Genomic DNA, 25,168 nt, shown 5'->3' on the forward strand with positions numbered 1-25,168 from the left:
ATGGAAAAGTGTCTAAATCTCTTCTATAACGATGAACCAACCAAATTGGAAAGGTAAAACTTTGTACAACTTGAAAAAATGCAGCATCCATTAATTTTCTTATTTATGATGGTACGTATTTAATCTATTCATTTGTTGAATTTGTTTGAACCATTCTTTATCTTTTTCTTCTTTTTCTAAAAGAGTCGTAATCGAAGTGGAACATTCGAAACATATTTTAGAGTAGTTTGTAAATTTTCCACATCTTTCACAAGGAGCTCCAAGGTTTGGAAACAACGATCGTTTTAATTTCCCTGATTTCACCCATTTATAAAGAAGTTCAGGAGAGATGCCCGTTTTTTCAATTACTTCATCATTACTAAGTACACGATTGTTCTTTCTTAATAAAAAGTGGTGCAGTTCAGCAAATACTTCTTCTTCTGTTAAATCCAATTTTCTCCCTATCCTTAGATTCATTTTAATCCCCCCTTAATAACGAGATGTTATCCCTCCTGCTCCTTAACAGCTTGATTTTCATATTTGTAATCTTCCCAACGTTTCCGCGCATAGTTGCGATACTTATTCGAAACTTCCCTACTTGTAATTAATCGTGAAAATCCTCTTTTCGCTTCTTCAATATCTCCTAACCGTAGACTGATTTCTGCAATTAAATATTGCATCCTTTCTTCCCCTTCTTTATTGTTTGCATGGGATTTATTGAATAATTCCCTTGCCGATCGAAGGTAACGCATTTCTAATTCCTTATCTTGTTTTAATCGATACAGCCAAGCAATCTTCAGAGCAAAGTTAGCCAAAATAATCGTTTCTTCCATTGATGCTCTCGCAACTAAATAAGCTAATTTATAGCTTGCAATTGCTTCATCAATCGACCGTTCTTTACAGAGATTCATAATTTTTTGTAATTGGTTGATATAAATTTCCCCAATTAGTAGCATGAACGGTCCATATGTTCTTGCCATTGATTTATGATATGCATAACCACAGTGCGGGCAAACAGCTACTTCGTATAATAGCGGATTGATTCCTTCGTAAATTGGCATAAAATCTGTATCTTGTGCTATGACTTTATATCGACCAGGACGTACTTTGTAAGTTGTATACTCCTTTTTACAGTAATTACATACCATCTTACTTTCGTAATAATAAAGATTGAATGCCATTCATACTGTTTATGGCAAACTAAAAATGTAACGTTTGGCAATTAATTTATGCAGGTCCTATAAAACAAAAAACCACTTGCCAACATTCCCCAAATACACTACCCTCCTAGTTGGACAAAACAGTTCAACGGGAGGTATTCAAGGAGATGTTAGCAGTGGCTGAAATTCATTATATCAGATATGAAGCAAACCAAAAAGGATGTTCCTATTCCGATATTGCCAAAAGAATGAATCGTGATCCAAGAACAGTGAAGAAGTATGCGGAAATGGAAGACTTCAATCCCTCAAAAGTTAAACAAACGAGAAAAGCGAAAGTGATGGATCCAGTGAGACCGATATTGGATCAATGGATTAAAGAGGACTTGACAAAGAAGAAAAAATATCGAAGAACTGCGAAACGAATGTATGAAATCTTAAAAGAAGAATATGGATTTACAGGTTCAGATCGTTCTGTTCGGCTCTATGTATCAAAAAGAAAACAAGAACTGCTCGAACAAAGTGAACCAGCTGCGTTACCTTTAGAATCGAAACCTGCAACGGCTCAAGTTGATTTTGGAGAAGCTCCTTTTCTCTATCAGGGGAAATACGTCGATTTTCCTTACCTGGTCGTTTCATTCCCTTACAGTAATGCGGCCTATGTGCAAGTCATGCCAGCTCAAAATCAAGAATGTTTCTTGGAAGGATTAAAACGAATCTTTCACTATATGGGAAGGGTTCCAAGGGTCATTCGTTTTGATAATCTCTCCCCTGCCGTAAAAACGATCTTGCCAAACGGAGAAAGAGAATTGACAGAGACATTTCAACGATTCGTTTTACATTATGGCTTTGAATGCGAGTTCTGCAACCCAGCCAGCGGAAATGAAAAAGGGAATGTCGAATCAAAGGTGAAATATATTCGAAACAATTTCTTTTTACCTGAACAAACAATCTATCAACTAGAAAGTTTTAATGAATCTTTATGGGAGAAATGTGAGAAGGACTGGAATCGTCCGCATTATGAGAAGGAGCGACTCATCGCTGAATTATTTGAAGAAGAACAAGCGTTATTTCTTCAATTGCCAGCCAAAGAATTTGAATGTGTCCGATATGAGCAGGTCACGGCTGATAAGTACGGTTTCATCCATTTAGAAAACAATTTATATTCCACGTCTCCCCGTTTTGCCAAACAAAAGGTTTTGGCAAAGATCTCTTATCATGAGATTGCCATTTTAACAGAAGAGCATGAGCTGATTATCAAGCACGAGCGTTTATATGGCACAAAACAAAAATCAATGAAATGGCAACCATATCTTACGTTAATGGCCAAAAGGCCAAATGCATTAAAATATACGGATTTCTATGAAAAGATGCCGGAAGAATGGAAAAATTATTTTTCCAATTGTACCGTTCAAGAAAAGAAGGAAGCATTACAACTACTAGCTGTTTTACTAAAAGAACATGATTTCGAAGTTTCGACACAGGCTTTGAGGATTGCCTCCCAGTATGGTCATCCGAAAGTAGAATCGATTAAACAGGTATTTTATCAATTAATCAATGGAAGAGGTATACGAGAGCCAATTCAACCGAAAAAACACGTTCCAGATATGCCGGAAGCCATCCGAGGAGTAAGGCATTATGACCGCCTATTCGAATCCCAAGGAGATGTGGCATCATGGAACAAATGATTAAGGAATATGCCAAAAGACTAAAATTAAGCTGGATTCCAGCCAATTACCATACCATCCATGCGGAAACAAATGAGGAATTTTTACTGAAGCTGTTTGAACGAGAAGTGCAGCATCGAGATGAGAGAAGGATAAATTTACTACTAAAACAGGCGACATTGCCGAAAATTCCAAATAAACCTTATGATTGGCGGGAGATTCAACTAGCCCCAGGCATCACAAAAGATTATATTTTAGAAGGTGAGTTTACGAAAAATCAGGAAAACCTTATCTTCTATGGCGGAGTGGGAACCGGTAAAACATTCCTTTCCACTCTCATCGCCCTCAATTTGATGAAAAAACAAGGAAAAAGAGTGAAGTTCTATACGGCCGCCTCCATTGTCAATGCTTTATTGGAGGCCAATGAAAAAGGTGACCTTGGTAAATTTCTCAATCAAATCGAAAAGTTGGATCTCTTGATTCTTGATGAATTGGGCTATATTCCATTGCATAAACAGGGGGCAGAGTTATTATTTCAAGTTATTTCCATGTGTTATGAAACCAAAAGCATCATTGTGACAACCAATTTACCATTTAGCCAATGGAATAATGTCTTTGGCGATCCCATTTTAACAGAGGCCGTCATTGATCGGCTGATTCATCATTCTCATTTAATCATCTTCAATGGTGAAAGTCACCGATACAAAGACTCAATCTCTCAACGTTAACCATGGAATTTGGCAAGTGTATGTATGCATTTTTAATTGCCATTTCATACATTTTCTACTTGCCAAAAACAATTCATACCAACTCCTTTAACTTATCTAGCATCATGTTGGTAATGCAAACAAGAATTACTAAATAATTCGCTTATGATTAGTAAATAATTCTAATATATGATTCTAAAGTCTTTTCTTTATTATAACTTTTTACCTTATTCTTTTGTTTAGAAAATCAGGTATATTTTATTAATTTTTTATGTAAATTTATATAATAAGGAAAATAGTTTGAATCACAACAAGATTCGAAGTGGAAATTATATACTTTTTGTCCTATAATGCGCTTATAAACGTACAACTCTTCATAGTTGCTAAAGTTAGTTACCATGTAAGAGTGAAGAAGAAACCTTTTCGGAAATAAGTAATAATGAAAATTTTACTCATCAATAAAAAATGGGAAACCCTCAGAAAAAGGATTTCCCACTTATCATTCCTTGCCTAAAAACTTCAGCAAAGTATCTATATCTCCTTTAAAATTATAAGGAACATGTTTACTACCTCGTGTTCAAAGTCAACTTCCCACCATGATAACAATAATAGTTTTCAGCATTCAAATTTTGTAATTTTTTTAAGGATTCCTCTGCCTTTTCAATATTTAAACAAAAATGAGGATTTGCAATCGCTAGTTTCTCATTTTCATTTACTGCAGCATCTCCAGTAATAACGCTATTTAAAGAAGGAATGTATAATGAAATATGGCCAGAAGTATGGCCTGGGGTTTCAACAACTATACATGCTCCGTCGAGGATTTTGTCGCCATCCTTAACTTTGTAATCTACCGACACATGTTTTAAACTCTTCAATTGTTGTATAAACCATTCACCAAATTCTTTTTCCTCATTCGGCAATACTTCCAACATTTCCTCTGCTTGAACTAATCGTTCTGATTTCTCTTCAACGCTTATGAACTTTGATTCCACTTCACTTGCTATTACATTTATCCAAGGATATTTTACTTTAAAATCAAATAATGAGCCTATATGGTCATCATCATAATGGGTAATGATGATATTTCTTAACTTCTTCAGATCAAATCCATTTTTAATTATTTCTTTCTCAATTAATGGCAGGAAATTAGGATAACCAGTATCCACCAATGTAAGTTGATCATTCAGCACAATTAAGCTAGGATAAATTCTCTGCATCTGACCATTAAACTCAAATTCAATCGGTAGTTCTAAAATTTCTATTTTAATCAACCTCTCTATTTCAGTTTATAGATGAAAGATTTTCTACTTTCGAATTACAAAATTCTCTACATTCAAATTGCTACACCTAAGAAGCACTCGTCAATCGGTTCTCCAATGATTGAATTGCCAACTTCATTGCAGTTAAACGGCGTTCATTTAGTGTCTTTTGAGAACTTCCTTCTTTTGCTTTTGCAATTTGTTTTTCAATAGATGGAATGATATTTAGTAGGGCTTCCTTTGCTGAGTATATTATTTCTTCATCATAAGAAAAAGCCTCGCCATTCCAATCATTTTTGAGACTCTTTAAACCCACTTTCACCGCATTCATTCTCTTTTCAACTAGCGTTGTATTTGAACCTTTTTCTTTCATACTGTTTAATGCATTGGTAAGCTTAAGTAATGTTGATTCTAAAGATTGAATGGACAAAACTTTAGTTTCTTTGTTAATTGTATTCATTAACGCCCTCCTTTCCTTCGCTATTTTAATAATCTGTCATCATGTTGCCGGTTTAATTTATAAGCGCACTAAATTGTCTTTATGAAGCAAGGATATCGCAATGAAGTAACCAATAATTGGTGATATTCCATACCCCATAATCGGCAAAGGGAAATTTCCGATAAAGGTTACAATCATCATCGTAAAGTAATAAACTCCTAATGAATAAGAAATGACATTGTTTTTTCCGTAAATAAAGAATGGAATGAATAATAAATCAAGAGACAAAATACCTGCAATTAGCCAAACATTCCCCAAACCTGCAACTAAGAAGATGATATCCTCAACATAAGAAACTGGTTCCAAATCATCTAAGAATACCCATGATACCATAACAAAAAGTAAGATTGTTGCTATACTTATTATTTTGATAGTTTTACTTCTAATCATTTTCCAAAAAATGATTGCTGTGGCGCTTGCAAATGCAGAAAGCTGACCTGCATCGGGTTGGAGCAACAATATTAATAATGTGATGAATGTTAGAACCAATACATTACGTTGCCGATTGTTTATTGCTAATTTCCATATGTAAAAAATTAGTACAGGTAAAATAATACTTGTAATATATATATTAATAGGTCCAACAGTCACCCATCGATGAATACCATCTATACCACTAAAGAAAAAAGGTAGTACTAACAAAATGACAATTATAATAGTTTGTCTGCTATGAACACCCATTTTATACTTTACCTTGCTTCGACTAATAAAAATAGAACCTATTAAAAATCCAATAATCCAAATAATTATATTTTGAACCCAAATACTTCGTGGCACATCATAACATACCATTGTATAGATTCCAATCATTATTGCAGGTAACATCAGTAGATAAGATATGATACCTTTGATATGATTCATGTTATAACAACCTTCATTATTTTATTTTTCAAAAATTATAACATAATGCCTTTCAAAAGAGTTTTCGCGTCTGTAAATCGTCATCGTAAACAATCTACTGGCTAGGTCTTACTAGAAGGTAAAACCTAGCCATTTTATTCCTATTATGAATGGTTGTTAATGTAATAAACAAAAATTAAATTCGTTTATACCAAAACAAACAATCCAATAAAACGTTTGGTATATAAGTTGAACAATTTCAAACTTTTATATAAAATATTCAATGAAATAATAAACAAAATGAATTTTTGTTTGTTTTATTCAAAATAGATAGGAAGTGCAACGAACATTGGAATTATCAAAAATTTTTTGGAATGCTTCAATAGAAGATTTGAAAAATGGTTATATCCAAGACAAAGATTCATTTACTTGTCTTTTATGTGGAGAAAGAATTGAAAAAGGAATAATTTATCCTTACGAAAATAGACTTTATGAAGCTGAAAAATATATGCGAATTCATATTGAAAATACACACATTTCCGTATTTGACTATCTACTTTCAATGGATAAGAAACTCACGGGTCTTACAGAACATCAAAAGAAATTATTATCTCTTTTTTATGAAGGGAAAAGCGATAAAGAAATTCAGAAAGAACTGGGAATTGGAAGCACCTCAACAATTCGCCATCATCGTTTTGCATTAAAAGAAAAAGAGCGTCAGGCGAAGATTTTTCTAGCTTTAATGGAATTGTTGAAGGAAAAAGATCAACATGCACCCGCTTTTGTTCCAGTGCATAAAACAGCCACAATGGTAGATGAACGATATAACGTTACACAAGAAGAGCAAGAGCAAATAATTCAAAAATACTTTTCCAATGGGGTTTTGACGAAATTTCCTAATAAAGAAAAACAAAGACTCGTCATTCTTAGAGAAATCGCGAATCGTTTAAAACCGGATAACCATTATGAGGAAAAAGAATTAAACGAGATTTTAAAAGGGATTTATGAGGACTATGCTCTAATCAGAAGGTATTTGGTAGATTACGGATTTTTAAATCGCAAATCTGACGGAAGCAGTTATTGGTTAAACAAATAAACGAATCAGAAGGTGAAAAATATGGACCGAAAAAAAGCACTCAAACAACAATTCAAAGAAACAAAAGTAGAAGCTGGGATTTTTCAAATTAAGAATACAATCAACAACAAAATATTAATTGGAAGTACGAAAAATATCAAAACACTAAATGGAATAAAATTTATGCTCGAAATGAATACCTATACAACAAACAAAGAACTTCAGAAAGATTGGAACCAATATGGAAAAGATGCTTTCACATTTGAAATTCTAGAAATATTAAAAAAGAAAGATGATGACCCATATTACAACGAAAAAGAAGCACTACTCAAACTTGAAGAAAAATGGTTGGAAAAATTACAACCTTATGGAGAGCGTGGTTACAATAAAAAATCATAAAAAGAGACAGCATTGGGAAAAAAAGTTTCTGTAACCAATTAAGCGAGGACTATATGCTTTAGATCAATAAATGAATGCAGTACGTTAGTTTCCTGTAGCGATATCTAAGAACAACCAGAAATAACACTCCAATTGCAACCAATCGAGTAGGAGGGAGCGATTAACTCCCGTCCTCTCACACCACCGTACGTACGGTTCCGTATACGGCGGTTCAATTAAGATGATTGACGCAAGTCTTTATAACTTCCGTGAATAGCTGTTCTCTTTATGCCAGTGGTCACTCCACCCTCCAAGAGGTCTCCCACGGGATTCACCGCTTCCTTCCTCAAGTGAGGTACTACGTTTTCTGTGTTCATCATGACTCACTGAATGCCAAGGGCTATTCTCTCTTAATTGTTCGGTCCTTCTTAGTAGTTCTAAACCAACTAATACTATGACCTCTGCTGACTTCTGACGGTTCAGCTACTTATCACTAAGTAGGTTATGAAGTGTACTTCACGTATCCATCAGACCTCCCTGGGTAAGAATGTAATCTTTCCTTCCATCTATCTGCTTCATTTACTCTGTATCACCTTCGGCAGAAAGGACTTTGTTTTGTTGAGCAAACTCATCCAATGATACCTAGCCTTGTATGAAGTTCGTGTTCCTCAGACCGGAAGTTTGCCGCTCGCTTCCTTCAGATTCCGCGTCACCACGGACACCCTTGCGTTAAGCTAACTGTTACTTCTGCCTTCACAGTTCGGGACTTACACCCTATAGATTACACCCATGCCAGGCGCACTAAAAGAAAGAACGAATTCAACATGGAATTCGTTCTTCTTTTGTATATACATTGTATTGGAATCATAAAAGTTGCTGAAAAAAAACCGCTCTGAGACAGACTATGCACCTACAATCTCTTCCGCATTGCGGTTAATCTCGTCAATAATGCTGATGATTTTTCTAGCATCATCCATATTATTTTTAAATAAATCGACAATGCTTCCAACAGATCTGAATGGTTCCTGCTGTAAAACTTTTTTATCAAGCGTTCCGTTTTTAATGACATAATCAACAATATGTTTCACAAATCGAATTTGATTTAAGTTTAACCGTTCATCAGAAAGAAATTCTGAAAATGCTTCGTTAGCGGATTTCGGATCCAAACCTACAATTTGGCGAACAAGTTTTGTAATCGGTGTGTCTCCAAAATCTTTTTCATACTCTTCCCTTGTGCCAAGTTCTTTCCATAGTATTTCTTCTAGTCTTTCCACATCTTGTGCTGTTAATGGTTTATTATGATAAAGTTTATAAATGGCCATTTGATCTTTATGCTCGTTCAAATAATGTTCGACTTTCTTCCGATAATTTTGTAAATCATTTACATAGAACATTGAGCCATGTTCTTTCACATCAATGACTTCATCTTGGAAATTTGTATAATATATCTTTTGTGTTTCCTTTTCGATAAATTTAATTAAATCTCGCAGTGCTTCACGTACTGCATCTAACTCAAAAATATCCGCACTTTCCCAAAACTCCTCCGTCATGACTTTCTCAATAATGTACTTTTGCTCCATGACTTGTGGAATCGTACCTAGTTTCGATAAAGCTTCCGCCGTTTGGATGACACTGCGAATCGGTTTTGTTGCATTATTTGATTGTAATTTCGCCAATTCAATCGTATACATTAATAAATCGAAACGTTTAGCAAATTCATCATCTTGCACTGGAAGAATAATTGGTGAAATGTGTTCTTTAATTTCATTCGTATCTAGAACAGATAGCGACAACCAGTTATCTTTATTCTTGAATTTTTCTACGTACTGCAAATGTTGACGAACTCGGAAGTTTTCATTATCAAGGGCCATAACTTCTCGAGTTGCTTCATGGACTAATTCATTTCGATGACTGATATATTCTTCTGTTTGATATTGAATTTCTTGTAATGCACGAATAATATCGACTTTCACATTAAATAGTTTTTCCGTTAGGCTTTTTCCGATTTGCGTTTCCATTCCTTTTGGATTTTCACGGAAAAACTCAAAATTCCCACAATAGTCAAAGATTAAGAAATGGGTTTTATCTTGCCCAATTCCTATTAAATCTGAACAAGGCCTTGTGCCACGACCAATCATTTGCCAAAACTTAGTTTTCGAACGAACTTTTTTAAAGAATACAAGATTAACTACTTCAGGGATGTCCACACCCGTATCAAGCATATCAACTGACACCGCAATTTGTGGCATTTTATTTTTATCTGAAAAGTCATCGATTAATGATTGAACATATTTTATACTGTAATCAATTACTCTTGCAAATTGTCCACCGTATTCTGGAAATAATGCGTCAAAACGCTCCACAATCCGTTCCGCATGGCGATGATTTTTTGCAAAAATAATCGTTTTACCTAGCTTGTCTCCTCCTTCCACCCGAATGCCTTTTTCCATTAAATCTTGTAATACCATATCGATCGTATGGTCGTTAAATAACCATTCATTTAAGGCAGAACTGTCAATATCATCTAAAAACTCTTCTTCCTCAAATGTTTCTTCGTATTTTTCCTTATCTTCTTCAGACAAATCATCATAGTGAATGCCTTCTTCTAAAAATTTCGTCTTTGTCTCAATTGTTCGATAGTCCACTAAAAATCCGTCTTTTACAGCTTGTTCAAGTTCATAAGCGTAAGTTGGAACACCATTTTCCAGGTCAAATACTTCATACGTATTTTTATCGATTTCATCTTTTGGGGTGGCAGTCAAACCGAGCAATATCCCATCAAAATACTCAAATATACTACGGTATTTTTTATAAATACTTCGATGTGATTCATCGATGATGATGAGATCAAAATGTCCAACCGTAAATAATTTTTTCCCATCTTTTCGTTTCGCCTCATCGATGGCGTTCATCATCGTTGGATAGGTGGAAAAGACAATGCGACTTTCTTCCGGATTATCTTTGTTATCTAATAGATTGCATAACGGTATGCTAGGTAATAGTTTGTTAAAATTTCGATATGCTTGATTTACTAATGCTTTCCGATCCGCTAAAAAGAGAATATTTTTCACCCAATTGTGACGAGTTAACACATCCACTATGGAAATGGCCGTTCTCGTTTTCCCGCTACCTGTAGCCATCACAAGAAGCGCTTTTCTTTGATTGCGAGACAATGCTTCACAAACCGATAAAATTGCTTCTTTTTGATAATAACGATTGGAAATTGAATCATTGATTTGAACTTGATCAAACGGCCGTTTCATTTGACGGCGTTCTATTAATAAACTTAATTCTTCTTTATTATAGAAGCCAGAAACTTTTCGTGGCGGATAAGGATCGCACCAAATAAACGTTTCAAAACCATTCGTATAGAAAATCACTGGGCGAGTACCTGTCATTTGTTCAAGACAGTCAGCGTATAGTTTCGCTTGTTGTCTACCCATTTTCGGATCCTTTGATGTGCGCTTTGCTTCAACTACAGCTAATGGTTTACCGTTATCTCCGAATAATACGTAATCAACAAATCCTTTGCCTTGGCTGTTTGGCATACCTACAACAGGATATTCTCGTAAAATATCCTTATTCAAATCCCAACCTGCAAGTTTCAAATCTAAATCAATATATTTCAATCTTGTTTCAATTTCATTGAGTTCATCCACATGGAAATCGTATTCTTTTGTATTACGGATTCGTTTTTCCGTCACTTGTTTGCGTAGATGTTGATTTTCTTTGATAATTTCATCTAGTTTGCGATCTTTTGCACTTAATTGTTCATATAAATCTTGTAATTCTTTCGGTCGAACCTGTTGTTCTTCACCAACAGGAAGTAAAGATTCATCAAAGTCCCCTGCAGTAAATTCATCGGAATAGCAGTAATCAATCCACGCAACAAATTGGAATAGATGATGTAGGGACAAAACCGCTTCATCACGCGTTATCGGTGCATTCGTATGAACCGCTTGATTGCCGAGCTTCACTACATACTTCATCATTGGTAATAAGTCATCATCAATAATCCCTAAAAATTCTCGATCATGAATTAAACTGGATAGATTATCTTGATAAGGAACTTTTACCGCACTGTCAAAGCTATAAACCCATTTCACCGCAAGCTCCAATGCCCGTCGAGATTGAATGGCGCTGACAGCAGGGCTTACAACCAATCCTTTTTCTGCTTCAAAACAAGCCTCTGCAAAACTTTGATACTGTTTCTTATCTTTTAAAAAGCCAAAATTGGACATGTTGGCACTTCCCTTTTATTAAATAATTGACAATTCTTCTTCTGAAAATAATTCGCCTCTAAATGATTTTTGCAACAATGCCTGATATAAATTTTCTAATTCTAGTAAGCTAGATTCAAATCAATGTCATCAACTTAACGTTACATTTAATGGAAAATAATATTTAATTTAACTTTTATAAAATTAGGTAATAAGCCTCTTGTAATTTTAAAAAGGCCACCAAAATCGTTTTAGAATCCAATTTTTGGTTAATAAAACGAGGATGGTGGTTTTTTTGAAAACAAAAAGTACTTTTTTAGGGGCAATTGAGATTACTCGAAAGTTGCTGAATGATGTGATGTTTATGCTTGAATCTCGGACAAAAGAAACGTATTTTACACGAAAAGAAAAGAAGTTAAATTTTAAAAATACTATTCTATTTAGCTTAAACTTTGTTAAAAAGAGCCTCCAAATTGAACTTGACGACTTTTTCGACAAATTTAATTTATCAGAAATTAGTATTTCCAAACAAGGCTATTCAGCCGCACGAAAAAAGATTTCTCCTCTCGCTTTTGTAAAACTTACAAAAGCGATTGTGAATTGGTATTATGAAGAAAATTCCTTTAAAACTTATCGTGGATTTAGACTTTGCGCAATCGATGGAAGTGTGCTCCAAATCCCTGATACTGAGGAGCTTCGAAATTATTTTGGGTATGGAAAAAATCATAAGACAAGTTATGCAAGAGCTAGTGCCTCTTGTATTTACGATCTTGAGAATGGAATCATTATTACTTCTAGAATCAATCCATATAAGGTAGCTGAGCGAGATAGTGCAAAGGATATGATTGAAGAACTCGTACAAATTGGATTAAAAAATGATCTTTTTTTATTTGATCGAGGGTATCCATCGAGAGATTTTATTGCCTATTTAGATGCCCTTGGTATCAAATATGTGATGCGATGTCAAAAAAATACGATAAAGGAAATTGTCGAAGCGAAAGATGCTGATCAAAACATTCATATAATACATAGGAAACAAGTGATTACTGCTCGTGTAGTTAGATTCCCACTGGATTCTGGCACGGAAGAAATACTTGTCACAAATTTAACCGAGGAAGAGTTTGATATCTCTGAGTTTAAATCTCTTTATTTTAAACGCTGGGGAATTGAAACAGAATATAATGATGTGAAAAATAAAATCGAAATAGAAAATTTCACGGGTAGTTCGAAAATCGCAATTGAACAAGATTTCTATGCATCAATATATTTATCGAATATGGTCAGTTTATTGAGAAATGATGCCAATGAAACAATTAATGAGGAGAGTAAGAAAAAAAGACGAAAACATGATTATCAAGTAAACACAAATATCTTAATAGGAAAATTAAAAGATAGGATGGTTCACTTATTATTAGAAGATTGTCCAATCAAAAGAGAGAGAATGTTTACAAAAATCATGAAAGTGATTATAAGAAATAAGACACCTATTCGGTTTGGGAGAAGCTACCCACGAAGGAATGGTCTGTCCTCAACAAAGTATCCCCTAAACCAAAAAAGGTGTCTATAAACAATACATAGGATAAATATATCCTATTTGTTTATTAAATGTAAATAAATTAGGGGCTTAAAAAAATAAAAATGGTTCTTTGTCAAATGGTGTTGGTGAATAAATTTTAGTGACATTATTTGGTAATATGTAATCGGATGGCTTAGGGGAAATTCGAGGTTCCCCTAAGCTGTTTTTATTTTCGCTAAGTTTTGGGTAATGAATATTCGGTTTCTAAAGTGATAGAAGGATCGATAACCGAAAGAAATGCGTTTAATCACTTTGATTTTGTTATTAATCCCCTCTAAAATGCCGTTATTATAATCGTACTTTAGCGTATTCTCGACATAATTGATGTATTTGTTGATTGTCTTGATGGCGGTTTTCATATAGCTGGAAACGATATTTTGTTTATTCTCTAATGTTTTCTTTAGGAGCTCAAAGTCTTTGGTTTTGATGTAATGTCGAACGTATTGGTATAACTCATAGGACGCTTTTAATTCAGAATCTAAATCAATGAGATAGTGGAGAATCTCCACCTCACACATATGCTTTTTAAAGCAACGATGATATGTATAGTTCTTATAATCAAGTTTTGTTTGATCTTTCAGAAGGAGCTTCCAGTATTTTTTCAATTTATTGTAATTCTTTTTATCCCGATTCATGACGTTGATGCGCGTTTTGTTTAAAGCTCTGCTAAATAGTTGGAGGATATGGAATTTGTCGAGTACGATTTCCGCTTTAGGGAAAACTTCTTGGATTAAGGAAATATAAGGGCTATACATATCGATGACAATCGTTTTTACCGCATCTCTCGCCTTCTTGGAATACCGTAAGAAATACTCTTTGAGGACAGATAATCTCCGGTCCTCCACGATATCCACAATCTCCCCCGTTTCAGAGTCGCAGAAAATAAAGGACATCGCTCCAGCTGCGGATTTCACTGATTTAAACTCATCAAAACACAAATGCTTTGGAAGGTAGTGAACATTTGGTTGATAGTAGCTATAAAAGCTGTCAATGACACGACTGACAGTGGCATGAGAAACATTATGTTTCATCGCAATATCTTTTTCGGATATTTTATCTTTGGCGTTTAAAGCAATCGATACTTTGGTATTGTTGGAAATACAACAGTTTTTAGCCACGACGCTCGTTTTTAAAGTAAACGTGGAATGACAATGTTTACAGAAATAACGCTGTTTACGCAATTTTAAGTAGGTATGAAAACCTGAAATGCTAGGCATTTTAATGAGAGACGTTTTAAAACCGTGTTTAATGATTTGATCATCGAAGACATGTCCACAAGCATAACAAGCTTTTGGTTGATACGTTAACGTCCCATGAAAGACTTTCGCTTTTACTTTTTTGATTGTTTCGGTAGAACAAAAATTTTCATCAAATGTGATATTTTTGTCTTTTATATTGAGTAGGTTTCGTATAGAATGATGGTGAGACATGTGACACAACTCCTTTGGAAAATGTGTTTTGGCGATTACATTTTACCAGAGTTTTGTCACTGTCTCATTTTTTTTGTTCAAAAAAATTGGTGCTGGTTTATACTCACCAACACCAAATATTATAGAGCCATAAAAATTTAAGCCCCGGGCATCCTATTGCCTTTTTTAGCCGATTTTAGAAAATTATCAACACTTTGTAGGTTGAATAGTATTTTTAAAAGTAGACAACCAGATGGTTGCCTACTAACTGTAAATTATTGGTTGTATAAGTTTCTGACATTGAGATTCAAATACCTTCCTTTGTTCTTCAATTTTTTCCACTTTTTCATAAAACTCATTTTGTAATTCTAGCGGTGGATATGGAACCATAAATGAATTTAAATTTTTTTGATTTAGTTTAGGTTGGGCAGATCCAGTAATCAAATGTGAAATATCTTGTAAATTGATAACATATTTAATAAAACGCTGGGTGGATAAATGTTCAAACTTCAATACGTGGGCATGATTATTAACCCAAATTTTTCCCTTCACTTCAAATGCTATTGGCGTTACTCTAGATAACAGATTGGCTCCATCTTCTGAAACTAGTAATAAATCGTCATCAAAAATATAATCATCAACATAATCTACGATACCTGAAGCTCCATAATATGGATAAATACCTTTTTTGCGTTCTGATGAAGTAATTGGAACCCTCTTGCTATCTAAATTTTGACAAATCTCACTTAACTTTTTAGATTCCCATCCATTAGGGTTTGTTTCCAGATCCCCAAACATCTCGAAAAATATGCTTTGCGTTAATTGATCTAATAAATCGATTTGAGCTTTGCGACATTTAATTACATCTTGAGCCTTATTTAATAATGCCGCTATTTTGCTTTGTATCTCTAATGATGGAATGGGAATCATTAAATCGTCTATATGTTCATTTCTTAAATTATTAATATTCGCCCCATTAATAGACTGTAAGATTGTTCGAGAATAATAATCTGTATTAAAAAAGTGTCTTAAATAATCCGCATTAATATTTTGTTTTGGCCTAATTAATTTACAAAAGGCTCCAAAAGTATATTCACAATCTTCGTTTGCTTGTCCCGACTTTCCAACAACTTCTTTACTGCCGCTCGATGCTGCAATTAAGATATCGCCTTTTCTTAATTTTTGTTCCAATTTTACGAGAGAAGAATCTACATACAACACATCCTGATAGATTATTTCTCCATTTTGAATATTTGTGGCTCTTAACAATGGGATATATCCATCGATTGGTTTTTCTGATATTTGATTTTTTTTGTAAGATACCCCTCTAATTTGATTGATAAAATTTTTAAGGGGATAACATTCATATTTCGAAATCATTCAATTAGCCCCTTTTATTAAATTTTCAATTTCTTTTAAACCATCCATTATTTCTTTTTCATAAGTTCCAATTTTTTCGAGTATTTCCATAGGATTCTCATATTCAATTTCCTCATACTCGATTTCTTTATATTTATTAATAGACAAGTCATATTCATTTTCTCGTAGCTCTTCTATCGGTACAAAAAAAGATTGTTCTGTTCGCTTCCGTTCCTTTTCTGCTTCCAAATTGTTAAAGCGTGAAATAATATCCGGAATATCATTTTCTTCAATTGGAGTGCGTTTGTCGTCTAGAGAGAATCCGTCTGCTTTCATGTCATAGAACCAAACGTGATTTGTACCACCTGCACCTGTTTTTGTAAAAATGATAATCGCCGTAGATACTCCTGCGTACGGTTTAAACACTCCACTAGGCATGGAAATAATGGCTTCTAATTTGTGATTTTCAATAATTTCCTTGCGTATAGCTTTATGGGCTGTCGAACTTCCAAATAGCACACCGTCTGGAACAATAACTGCTGCACGTCCACCTGGTTTTAAAATTCGAATAAATAAAGATAAGAACAATAATTCCGTTTTCTTCGTTTTAGCAATTTTCAATAAGTCGTTTGATACTGCTTCATAATCTAATGATCCTTTAAATGGCGGATTTGCTAGCACTAACGTATATTTATCTTGATCTTTATTCATTTCAGATAAGGAATCCCGATATTCAATATTCGGATTATTTACACCATGCAGCATCATGTTCATGGCACCAATTCGAAGCATTGTTCGGTCCATATCATTTCCGTAAAACATCGTGTTATGATAATGTTCTTTTAACCCTTGAACGAGAAATAAATCCTGATGATGTTTCCGTAAATATTCACTTGCTGCAACTAAAAATCCAGCCGTTCCCATTGCAGGGTCGATCATGATATCTTCTGGCATAGGCTTAACCAATTCCACCATCATTTGGATAATATGCCTTGGTGTACGGAATTGACCGTTTGTACCGGCCGTTGAAATTTTCGACAATAAATACTCATATAAATCTCCTTGGAAATCTCGGTCTTGTAATGGAAGGGTATCAATGCCATCTACAATTTTTGCCAGCATATTAGCAGTTGGGATTAAAAACATTGCATCGCTCATGTATTTTGAGTATGCAGAATCTTCTTGACCATGAAGATTTTTAATGAAAGGGAAAACCTCATCCGATACGATATGATACATTTCTTCTGGGGAACCAAGATTTTTAAAACGATGCCAACGTAAATGTTGTTTATCTTCTGGAAAGATTCCTTCAAAAGGAATACCAAGAATTTCTGCTTCCTTCTCTTTAATGGTTTCTGCTTCATCCAAACTTTTTATAAATAAAAGGTAGGTAAATTGTTCGATTACCGTTAATGGGTTGGTGATTCCACCCGTCCAGAACGTCTCCCATATTTTATCTACCTTATTTTTGATTTCACCTGTAATCATCTAGCTTCCTCCTACTTCTACACATATAACTTCATTATATCTAAATATATCTCTATATTAATATGGAAATATTGGGTACCCATCATATTGAAATTAAAACTCTCTAAATGAATAAACGGCTTAAGCACCACAGTGGCTCAAGCCGCATAAATACGCAACAATCACAACATGTTACTTCATGTTTATAGATTTCTATTTTGTAAAATGCTTACTTTTGTTTTTTTAGCTTTTCGCATTTTGTATATTGGAATCACATTTATTTTAAAACTTCTTCGATGTGATGTTCAAATCAAAATTGTATCAGGATTCATTTTTCTTCAAAATAAATTGGGTTAATAGTATAGTGTGCTGGCCTTTTTCCAATTTGTTCTATTAAGTTCATTTCAAATAAATCATTTGCAATTTTTCTAACTGTTACTTCTGATAATTCCATAACAGAAGATAATTCTTTTACTGTTAAACCATCATTAAAATGAAAGAAATGATTTTGTGCTAAGATAAACATAAAGTCAAAATAGTTTTTCTTCTTCGCTAATCTAGTGTCTTTTTCTAATTTATTATATGCTGTATCAATTAGTTCAACCTTCTCTTTTAATTCTAAAATCATTTCTTTTAAAGTTTCTAAAATAATTTCTAAAAATGTATCAATAAAATAATTCATTTCTCCTCTATTTGTAATACTATTAGTAATCTCAAAAGCTTTTAAATAATTTGTTTTATATTTATTACAGCCTCTAGATAGCGAAAGAGCAGGAATATTACCTAAAGTTTTTGATAAATATAAACTACTAATAAATCGTGATGTTCTTCCATTTCCATCATAAAAAGGATGTATATATCCAAAGAAGTAATGTCCTATTGCCACTTTAATAATCTCTGGAACTTCATTAGGTTGATTCATAAAAACTAATAATTTTTCTAATTCATTTATTATTTTTTCTTCAGGAGTTATACCTCGGTGTATAACTTTACCGGTACCTGACTTTTTTAATACGTGTGTTACTTCCTTTCTGAAAATTTCACCATCTGGCAATTCACTTTCTTCAATTTCACCCTCAGTAATTTCATCATATACTTTTCTAATATTAACTGGATTAATAGGAAGCGATGTAATTCCATTAATTAAATTCATGTACGACTTAATCATACTATTGAATCTCTTTTTATCATTTTTCTTCATTTTAACAGTTTTAACACTTCTAGCAATTTCCTCTTTTGAACTTTTTACACCTTCAAGTTCATTTGTATTGAATAATTCTTCTACTAAACATTCTAAAATGAAATGATCTTTTGCTACTTTAGGTAATTGATTGAAGATAAAGTTTAATTCTCCAGATAATTTGTAAATTTTTGCTACCATATCAATAATATTATTAGTTGGAACATAATATAGTTCAAAAGATTCTGGCTGATCAATTGGCTTTATGAATAACATTAACCGTTTAACTGCGTCCGAATTGATTCGTTCGAAATATTTATTATGAAATTCATTTTTATCTTTTTCATAGAATAACTTATACAAATACCTCACAACCCTGCCCCCCTAAATGTAATTATTAGATTATTTTTTCATATCAATAAAAAAAAATCTAGTATTAAATATAAAATTTCTTATCTTTTTATATTTAGGGATTAGGTAAATTATCAATTAATTATTTTTACATGAGCACCACATTTGCATCTTCCATGACCATTTTTCTTTATTTTTACTTTTCTATTACATGAAGGACATTTAATTATCATGGCTTTCCTCCAAATAAGTTATTAACACCCCCATTTTTGACTTGGAATATTAAAATTATACTAGGACACAATGTCACTTGAAATTTTATAGATTTTAAATAAAAATATGTCTTTTTCCATTCAAATTTTTTGTTATAAATAATATTGTTTATTTATTAAAATCGAGTAGGAGGGAGCGATTAACTCCCGTCCTCTCACACCACCGTACGTACGGTTCCGTATACGGCGGTTCAATTAAGATAATTGACGCAAGTTTTCATAACTTCCGTGAATAGATGTTCTCTTTATGCCAGTGGTCACTCCACCCTCCAAGAGGACCCCCACGGGATTCACCGCTTCCTTCCTCAAGTGAGGTACTACGTTTTCTGTGTTCATCATGACTCACTGAATGCCAAGGGCTATTCTCTCTTAATTGTTCGGTCCTTCTTAGTAGTTCTAAACCAACTAATACTATGACCTCTGCTGACTTCTGACGGTTCAGCTACTTATCACTAAGTAGGTTATGAAGCGTACTTCACATATCCGCCAGACCTCCCCGGGTAAGAATGTAATCTTTCCTTCCATCTATCTGCTTCATTTACTCTGTACCACCTTTGGCAGAAAGGACTTTGTTTTGTTTAGCAAACTCATCCAATGATACCTAGCCTTATATGAAGTTCGTGTTCCTCAGACCGGAAGTTTGCCGCTCGCTTCCTTCAGATTCCGCGTCACCACGGACACCCTTGCGTTAAGCTAACTGTTACTTCTGCCTTCACAGTTCGGGACTTACACCCTATAGATTACACCCATGCCAGGCGCACTAAAAAAACGACTTCCGTCATTCGGAAATCGTTTTTTTCATGATCCTCCATTAATTTAATTTCGCTAAAATCTCACGAATAAATGCAGGTTCATCTTTCGGAGTACGGGATGTGATGATGTTTTCGCTCACAACGACTTCTTCATCACGATAGTCTGCACCAGCTAGCTTTACATCATCTCGAATACCGATATAGCACGTTGCCGCTTTTCCTTTTAAAATGTCCGCACTAATCATCACTTGAGGTCCGTGGCAAATACCCGCAATTAATTTGCCTTGTTCATTGGCTTCTTTTACAAAGCGAACGATATCATCATTGACGCGCAATGCTTCTGGAGAACTTCCGCCTGGAATCACAACAGCATCAAATTCATCTGCTTTTGCTTCCTCCGCACCAATCTCTGCTGTATATGAAACTGTTCCTTTTTTTCCTTTGCACTCTGCTCCCTTTTCCAAGCCTACGATGACTGCTTGGTGTCCAGCTTCCTTAACTGCCTCATATGGATTTTTCATCTCAGAATCCTCAAAATTATTTGCTAGTAAAAATGCAACCTTTGCCAAATCAAAAACCTCCTATGCAATAAATCTTACAGGATTCAGTATAATTGATATGCAGAAAGAATAGCAAAATATGTGATTTTTTCAGTTATTTATAAATTTATTGAATCATCTATTTCTTTTCTTAATACATATTAAATCCTTTACTATGTTTAATATAAAAACACATAAAGGATTTGGAGCATTACAGCTATAAAATGTTACCAATTACAAATTTTCCACTGCTTATTTTTATGTTCTAAAAACCGACTTAATTTCGCTTTACGCTTATTACGTTCAAGATTGTTATACATTTCATCCATATCTTCAAAGTGACCTATTACATAAAATCTTAGCCCAATTGATCGACTATCCCTGTAAATATTCGAAAAATCGATTAATAGACCTTCTTTCGTTAATTCAAATAGTTGATTTTTTATTTCCTCAGCCATTGGATAGATTTTTCTTCTTTTATTCGTGGAAACAGTTCCAATGATTTTATTTGCGAGTATATCCTTAAACACTAATATATCTCTGCAATATAGTTTGCAATACCATCCATCATCGTGGGCGAGATAAACAAAATGATTTTTGATTCGATCAAAAAATGGCGATTTTAATGGCTTGCCAAAATGAGACAAATACAATACTTCTGCTTTCTCTTCCGGTGTACATTGGTTTAAATCTTCTTCATTGTTGTAATCAATCCAATGAAAATTACCTAAACCGTAAATATCTTCTTTTGCTAATTCTAAAATTCCCTCTTTCCCCACTGCCGTTTCAAGTGACCAATGATCATTAAAACCGTTGGCAATAAATTGCCCATCTGTAATTATTAGATTTTCTAAGTTGACCGGGCAATACTGAATAAATTCTTGAAATTCCATTCCATAGTAAATAAAATATTGTTCTTCAAAATTGGCATTGATATAAAATACATCTCTTAATCTTCTCATATCTTGAATTTCCTTAACTCACACAGATTTAAATATCCATTTCCTTTGTACAATCGCTGCAAATAAATTTGCCTTCAAGATTTAAATACGCTTTAATTTCAGTGATTCCTTTTCTCTTAGGATATCGAAGTTGTATTAATACTTCTTCATCGCCCTCAATTACTTTATTACATTTCATACATTTTGGAGTAATTAATGACATCTTATCTCCTCCTTATTTGGAAATTCTCCAAATCGAATCAAACAAATCGTTAAAATCATTTTAAATCCGTCTTGTTTTTTTCTTTTATCTTAGAAAAATATAAAAGTAAAAAACATATAAAATAAGCAATACATGGAGCAAAAAACCAATGGAAGATTCCTGGTGTTCCCAGCATATACAGGCTTATTGGCAAAAACCAAATAAAAGCGATTAGCATAAGGTAGTCTTTTTGAATAATTAAAGCAATTATTGCTTAACAGGCTGGGAGGCATAACATCAGAAAAGTATTAATTGCTGGACCAGCTTCAATAACTGTAGACGAATAAGGATTATAAAAAACAAAGACAAACCCGATGCTGAAAATCCAAGCGATTCCCCCTAAGACTAATCCAGTCATCCTCAATTATCGTTTCCTCCTTTCATAAATCATACCATTAATTTTCCGCTATACGAAAACTTATCGTTCATTTCGGATGTACTTCTTTTTATGCATTAATTAATCCTGCTCCCCAGGAGAGAAAATCGTCTTGAAACATTTTCATGTACTTTACACCTCTACCATATAATGTTTTGTGTATGCTGAAAAAAGGAGGAAATCTGTGCTGATAAAAGAAATGCGTTTACAGCGTATACAACGTTTAGCTCATGAAATTATGTATGAAATAAATTCACAAGCAGAACAAAAACAATCTGAAGATTTGAACTTTGTGATTGACAACCTTTCTCGTGCTATTGGAGAATTAGCGGATCCATTCGGTTGTTATTCGTTAGACTATATTGAAGATAAAGTGGAGAAATCCTATTTTATGCTTATAAAAAAATTTAACAATTAGAAAAGCTAAAAATAATTCAATAAAAACGAATGAAAATGAGAGTTATTATCAATACTATAACTATAAAAGGTAACCAATTTTCATTGGTTACCTGATAAAAATTAATTCTCTGGTGTAAATGTTTTGCAATCTGTTTCTTCACTATTGGATGCTTCTTTTCCTTTTTGACTTACTACATAGATTCTCTCAGCACTACATTTGTTTCCATCAGCCCAATACTTGCAGTTATATACTTCGCAAAGAATCTCTTGTTGCATTATCTCACACCTCCTCTTTTGTTATCATTGACAAATTTGAATTGGTTAATACTATCTTTGTCATACTAAATTTCAAATATTTTACACAAACATTGATTGGTTTCTATATATTTTCTTCTTCAATACCCTTTCAATTATGAAATAAACCAACAGATGAAAAAGGACTTTATCTCTTTTCAAATGCATAGTTAAGACACCTAATGACAAACTAATGTCATGGAGGTGTGATGATGAGTAACAGAGAAAAGAAAAACTTAAGTGGCAACTTCAGTGATGAGCAGGCAGTAAGAAAAGAACTATCAAGAGAATTTGATCATGAACTTGCAAACGAACCTTTAACACCGCAAGAAAAACATAATAATAAGAAAACGAAAAAGCGACAATAAGTTATCCTCGGCTATTCATTCAATAAAAATAATTGTTGAACACATATCGAGTAGGAGGGAGCGATTAACTCCCGTCCTCTCACACCACCGTACGTACGGTTCCGTATACGGCGGTTCAATTAAGATGATTGACGCAAGTCTTTATATAACTTCCGTGAATAGCTGTTCTCTTTATGCCAGTGGTCACTCCACCCTCCAAGAGGTCTTCCACGGGATTCACCGCTTCCTTCCTCAAGTGAGGTACTACGTTTTCTGTGTTCATCATGACTCACTGAATGCCAAGGGCTATTCTCTCTTAATTGTTCGGTCCTTCTTAGTAGTTCTAAACCAACTAATACTATGACCTCTGCTGACTTCTGACGGTTCAGCTACTTATCACTAAGTAGGTTATGAAGCGTACTTCACCTATCCGCCAGACCTCCCCGGGTAAGTACATGCACTTTCACACCATCTATCCGCCTCATTTACTCGATATGACCTTCGACAGAAAGAGCTTTGTTTTGTTTCGCAAACTCACTCAATCATACCTAGCCTTATATGAGGTTCGTGTTCCTCGGACCGGTGTTTTGCCTCCAGCTTCCTTCAGATTCCGCGTCACCACGGACACCCTTGCTCTTGGCTAACCTCTACTTCTGTCTTCGGGGTTCGGGACTTACACCCTATAGTTCATGTACATGCCGGGCGCACGAAAAAGAACGAATTTCTTTAACCGGAAATTCGTTCTTTTTTATTTCAGCCTTTGCTGTTAATATTCAACTGTTAGCTTAACTTTAACTACTTAATAAATTAATTGTAAGAAATCGTCCATCGTTACACCGCCGAAATATCTGGAAATATCAACATCCGCCAAAGCTTCTTCAATATCTTTATAAGCATAGCGTACACAAACTAAACGTTGCTCGATTTCTTCTACGTCTTCCATGCCAAAGAAATCACCAAAAATCTTAATTTCTTCAATGATTCCTTTGTTCACTTCTAAACGAATATCAATTTCCCCAGATGGGAAGCGCTTTTGCTTTTGCATATTGAAGCGCGGTGATTTTCCATAGTTCCATTCCCATTTTTGGTAGCGTTCTTTCGATATCGTATGAATATTTTCCCAATCTTGTTCTGACAGCTCGTAATATCGGATATTCTCCTCGCCACCGAAAATCGATTTCAAAATTTCCATTCGGAACTGTTCTACCGTAATTTTTTCCGGCAAGAAATCAATGATGTTTGCTACACGTGAACGTACGGATTTAATGCCTTTTGATTCAATTTTGTCTTGCTTTACTTTTAATGAATTTACCACCGCATCCAGATCTAGATTGAACATCAATGTGCCGTGGCTAACCAAACGGCCGCGTGTTACATATTGCGCGTTTCCTGAAACTTTTCGTCCTTCCACTAAAATATCATTGCGACCAGAAAGTTCCGCGTTCACCCCTAATTTTGCCAATGCATCTACTACAGGCTGGGTGAATCTTTTATAATTGTGGAAGCTGTTTCCGTCGTCCTTCGTGATAAAGCTGAAATTTAAATTATTTAAATCGTGATACACCGCTCCGCCACCAGAAAGTCGCCGAACGACGATGATTCCATTTTCTTCAACGTAGTCTGTATTAATTTCTTCAAAAGTATTTTGATTTTTACCGATAATAATGGACGGTTGATTGATATAGAACAGTAAAAAATCATCTTGCTCAACATCCATGTTTCTTACAAGATATTCTTCAATTGCCAAGTTCACTCTAGGGTCTGTAATGCCTTTATTATCAACGAAATACATGTGCATATCCTCCTTTATGTCCATATTTATTTTACACGAAAAAAGGATCATTTTGATTTTTTTAGTACGAT

25 protein-coding genes are annotated in these 25,168 nt (G+C 34.1%); 7 read left to right on the forward strand and 18 right to left on the reverse strand.

Going from position 1 to position 25,168, the window contains the following annotated elements; all coding sequences use genetic code 11:
- Nucleotides 1–99: 99 nt before the first annotated feature.
- Nucleotides 100–456, reverse strand: coding sequence for a hypothetical protein (locus NST98_RS09985; protein WP_016839447.1), 357 nt, complete (start codon nucleotides 454–456; stop codon nucleotides 100–102).
- Between the two features lie 26 nt (nucleotides 457–482).
- Nucleotides 483–1,160, reverse strand: a complete 678-nt coding sequence (locus tag NST98_RS09990) for a DUF2225 domain-containing protein (RefSeq protein ID WP_016839448.1) — start codon at nucleotides 1,158–1,160, stop codon at nucleotides 483–485.
- 146 nt (nucleotides 1,161–1,306) lie between these two features.
- Here NST98_RS09990 and istA point away from each other — a divergent pair, with 146 nt between their 5' ends.
- The gene (gene istA / locus NST98_RS09995; protein WP_340715039.1) at nucleotides 1,307–2,824 is read left to right on the forward strand and encodes an IS21 family transposase; all 1,518 of its coding nucleotides are present in this window, start codon (nucleotides 1,307–1,309) and stop codon (nucleotides 2,822–2,824) included.
- Nucleotides 2,812–3,531: an IS21-like element helper ATPase IstB gene (istB, locus tag NST98_RS10000; RefSeq protein ID WP_013399917.1), complete on the forward strand. Its 720-nt coding sequence runs from the start codon at nucleotides 2,812–2,814 to the stop codon at nucleotides 3,529–3,531. Before istA ends, istB begins: the two co-directional genes overlap by 13 nt.
- A 545-nt stretch (nucleotides 3,532–4,076) precedes the next feature.
- On the opposite strand, the gene NST98_RS10005 is transcribed toward istB, so the two are convergent.
- The 3 genes from NST98_RS10005 to NST98_RS10015 form a co-directional block, all read right to left on the reverse strand.
- Nucleotides 4,077–4,772, reverse strand: coding sequence for an MBL fold metallo-hydrolase (locus NST98_RS10005; RefSeq protein ID WP_340715716.1), 696 nt, complete (start codon nucleotides 4,770–4,772; stop codon nucleotides 4,077–4,079).
- Nucleotides 4,773–4,857: 85 nt separating this feature from the next.
- Nucleotides 4,858–5,229 carry a hypothetical protein gene (locus NST98_RS10010; protein ID WP_340715040.1) on the reverse strand — a complete coding sequence of 124 codons (372 nt, stop codon included), beginning with the start codon at nucleotides 5,227–5,229 and terminating at the stop codon, nucleotides 4,858–4,860.
- 57 nt (nucleotides 5,230–5,286) lie between these two features.
- Nucleotides 5,287–6,129 (reverse strand): hypothetical protein, encoded by an 843-nt coding sequence (locus tag NST98_RS10015; RefSeq protein WP_340715041.1) that lies wholly within the window; start codon nucleotides 6,127–6,129, stop codon nucleotides 5,287–5,289.
- A 328-nt stretch (nucleotides 6,130–6,457) separates the two neighbouring features.
- Here NST98_RS10015 and NST98_RS10020 point away from each other — a divergent pair, with 328 nt between their 5' ends.
- Nucleotides 6,458–7,204, forward strand: a complete 747-nt coding sequence (locus NST98_RS10020) for a DUF2087 domain-containing protein (RefSeq protein WP_340715717.1) — start codon at nucleotides 6,458–6,460, stop codon at nucleotides 7,202–7,204.
- Between the two features lie 21 nt (nucleotides 7,205–7,225).
- Nucleotides 7,226–7,582, forward strand: coding sequence for a GIY-YIG nuclease family protein (locus tag NST98_RS10025; RefSeq protein ID WP_016839453.1), 357 nt, complete (start codon nucleotides 7,226–7,228; stop codon nucleotides 7,580–7,582).
- A 215-nt stretch (nucleotides 7,583–7,797) separates the two neighbouring features.
- Here NST98_RS10025 and NST98_RS10030 read toward each other — a convergent pair whose 3' ends face one another.
- Nucleotides 7,798–7,941 carry a hypothetical protein gene (locus NST98_RS10030; RefSeq protein ID WP_172597779.1) on the reverse strand — a complete coding sequence of 48 codons (144 nt, stop codon included), beginning with the start codon at nucleotides 7,939–7,941 and terminating at the stop codon, nucleotides 7,798–7,800.
- Nucleotides 7,942–8,463: 522 nt separating this feature from the next.
- The gene (locus NST98_RS10035; RefSeq protein WP_340715042.1) at nucleotides 8,464–11,802 is read right to left on the reverse strand and encodes a DEAD/DEAH box helicase family protein; all 3,339 of its coding nucleotides are present in this window, start codon (nucleotides 11,800–11,802) and stop codon (nucleotides 8,464–8,466) included.
- A gap of 265 nt (nucleotides 11,803–12,067) precedes the next feature.
- Between NST98_RS10035 and NST98_RS10040 the strand changes: the two genes are divergently transcribed.
- Nucleotides 12,068–13,348, forward strand: a complete 1,281-nt coding sequence (locus NST98_RS10040) for an IS4 family transposase (RefSeq protein WP_340715701.1) — start codon at nucleotides 12,068–12,070, stop codon at nucleotides 13,346–13,348.
- 164 nt (nucleotides 13,349–13,512) lie between these two features.
- On the opposite strand, the gene NST98_RS10045 is transcribed toward NST98_RS10040, so the two are convergent.
- The 8 genes from NST98_RS10045 to NST98_RS10080 form a co-directional block, all read right to left on the reverse strand.
- Nucleotides 13,513–14,787: an ISL3 family transposase gene (locus tag NST98_RS10045; protein WP_340715043.1), complete on the reverse strand. Its 1,275-nt coding sequence runs from the start codon at nucleotides 14,785–14,787 to the stop codon at nucleotides 13,513–13,515.
- 243 nt (nucleotides 14,788–15,030) lie between these two features.
- The gene (locus tag NST98_RS10050; RefSeq protein WP_340715044.1) at nucleotides 15,031–16,146 is read right to left on the reverse strand and encodes a restriction endonuclease subunit S; all 1,116 of its coding nucleotides are present in this window, start codon (nucleotides 16,144–16,146) and stop codon (nucleotides 15,031–15,033) included.
- A complete protein-coding gene (locus tag NST98_RS10055; protein ID WP_016839456.1) occupies nucleotides 16,147–17,613 on the reverse strand; it encodes a type I restriction-modification system subunit M in 1,467 nt (488 codons plus the stop codon). It lies immediately after the preceding gene.
- Nucleotides 17,614–17,920: 307 nt separating this feature from the next.
- Nucleotides 17,921–19,144 (reverse strand): Fic family protein, encoded by a 1,224-nt coding sequence (locus NST98_RS10060; RefSeq protein WP_340435841.1) that lies wholly within the window; start codon nucleotides 19,142–19,144, stop codon nucleotides 17,921–17,923.
- A 446-nt stretch (nucleotides 19,145–19,590) separates the two neighbouring features.
- Nucleotides 19,591–19,734 (reverse strand): hypothetical protein, encoded by a 144-nt coding sequence (locus NST98_RS10065; protein WP_339287845.1) that lies wholly within the window; start codon nucleotides 19,732–19,734, stop codon nucleotides 19,591–19,593.
- 472 nt (nucleotides 19,735–20,206) lie between these two features.
- Entirely contained in the window at nucleotides 20,207–20,716 is a 510-nt protein-coding gene (locus NST98_RS10070; RefSeq protein WP_340715045.1) for a type 1 glutamine amidotransferase domain-containing protein, read from the reverse strand.
- Between the two features lie 197 nt (nucleotides 20,717–20,913).
- Nucleotides 20,914–21,648 (reverse strand): hypothetical protein, encoded by a 735-nt coding sequence (locus NST98_RS10075; protein WP_340715046.1) that lies wholly within the window; start codon nucleotides 21,646–21,648, stop codon nucleotides 20,914–20,916.
- Between the two features lie 28 nt (nucleotides 21,649–21,676).
- Nucleotides 21,677–21,850, reverse strand: a complete 174-nt coding sequence (locus tag NST98_RS10080; protein WP_340715047.1) for a Fe3+ hydroxamate ABC transporter substrate-binding protein — start codon at nucleotides 21,848–21,850, stop codon at nucleotides 21,677–21,679.
- A gap of 599 nt (nucleotides 21,851–22,449) precedes the next feature.
- Between NST98_RS10080 and NST98_RS10085 the strand changes: the two genes are divergently transcribed.
- Nucleotides 22,450–22,683, forward strand: coding sequence for a hypothetical protein (locus NST98_RS10085; protein WP_096549671.1), 234 nt, complete (start codon nucleotides 22,450–22,452; stop codon nucleotides 22,681–22,683).
- A 101-nt stretch (nucleotides 22,684–22,784) separates the two neighbouring features.
- On the opposite strand, the gene NST98_RS10090 is transcribed toward NST98_RS10085, so the two are convergent.
- Entirely contained in the window at nucleotides 22,785–22,940 is a 156-nt protein-coding gene (locus NST98_RS10090) for a DUF1540 domain-containing protein (RefSeq protein ID WP_168412798.1), read from the reverse strand.
- Nucleotides 22,941–23,170: 230 nt separating this feature from the next.
- Between NST98_RS10090 and sspO the strand changes: the two genes are divergently transcribed.
- Nucleotides 23,171–23,326: a small acid-soluble spore protein O gene (gene sspO / locus NST98_RS10095; protein WP_016839463.1), complete on the forward strand. Its 156-nt coding sequence runs from the start codon at nucleotides 23,171–23,173 to the stop codon at nucleotides 23,324–23,326.
- A 115-nt stretch (nucleotides 23,327–23,441) separates the two neighbouring features.
- Here sspO and NST98_RS10100 read toward each other — a convergent pair whose 3' ends face one another.
- Nucleotides 23,442–23,591, reverse strand: coding sequence for a hypothetical protein (locus NST98_RS10100; protein WP_340714173.1), 150 nt, complete (start codon nucleotides 23,589–23,591; stop codon nucleotides 23,442–23,444).
- 513 nt (nucleotides 23,592–24,104) lie between these two features.
- Nucleotides 24,105–25,097, reverse strand: a complete 993-nt coding sequence (locus NST98_RS10105; RefSeq protein WP_168412799.1) for a lipoate--protein ligase — start codon at nucleotides 25,095–25,097, stop codon at nucleotides 24,105–24,107.
- Between the last annotated feature and the right edge of the window lie 71 nt (nucleotides 25,098–25,168).

Source organism: Ureibacillus sp. FSL W8-0352 (genome assembly GCF_038004345.1).
GTDB classification, from domain to species: domain Bacteria; phylum Bacillota; class Bacilli; order Bacillales_A; family Planococcaceae; genus Ureibacillus; species Ureibacillus thermosphaericus.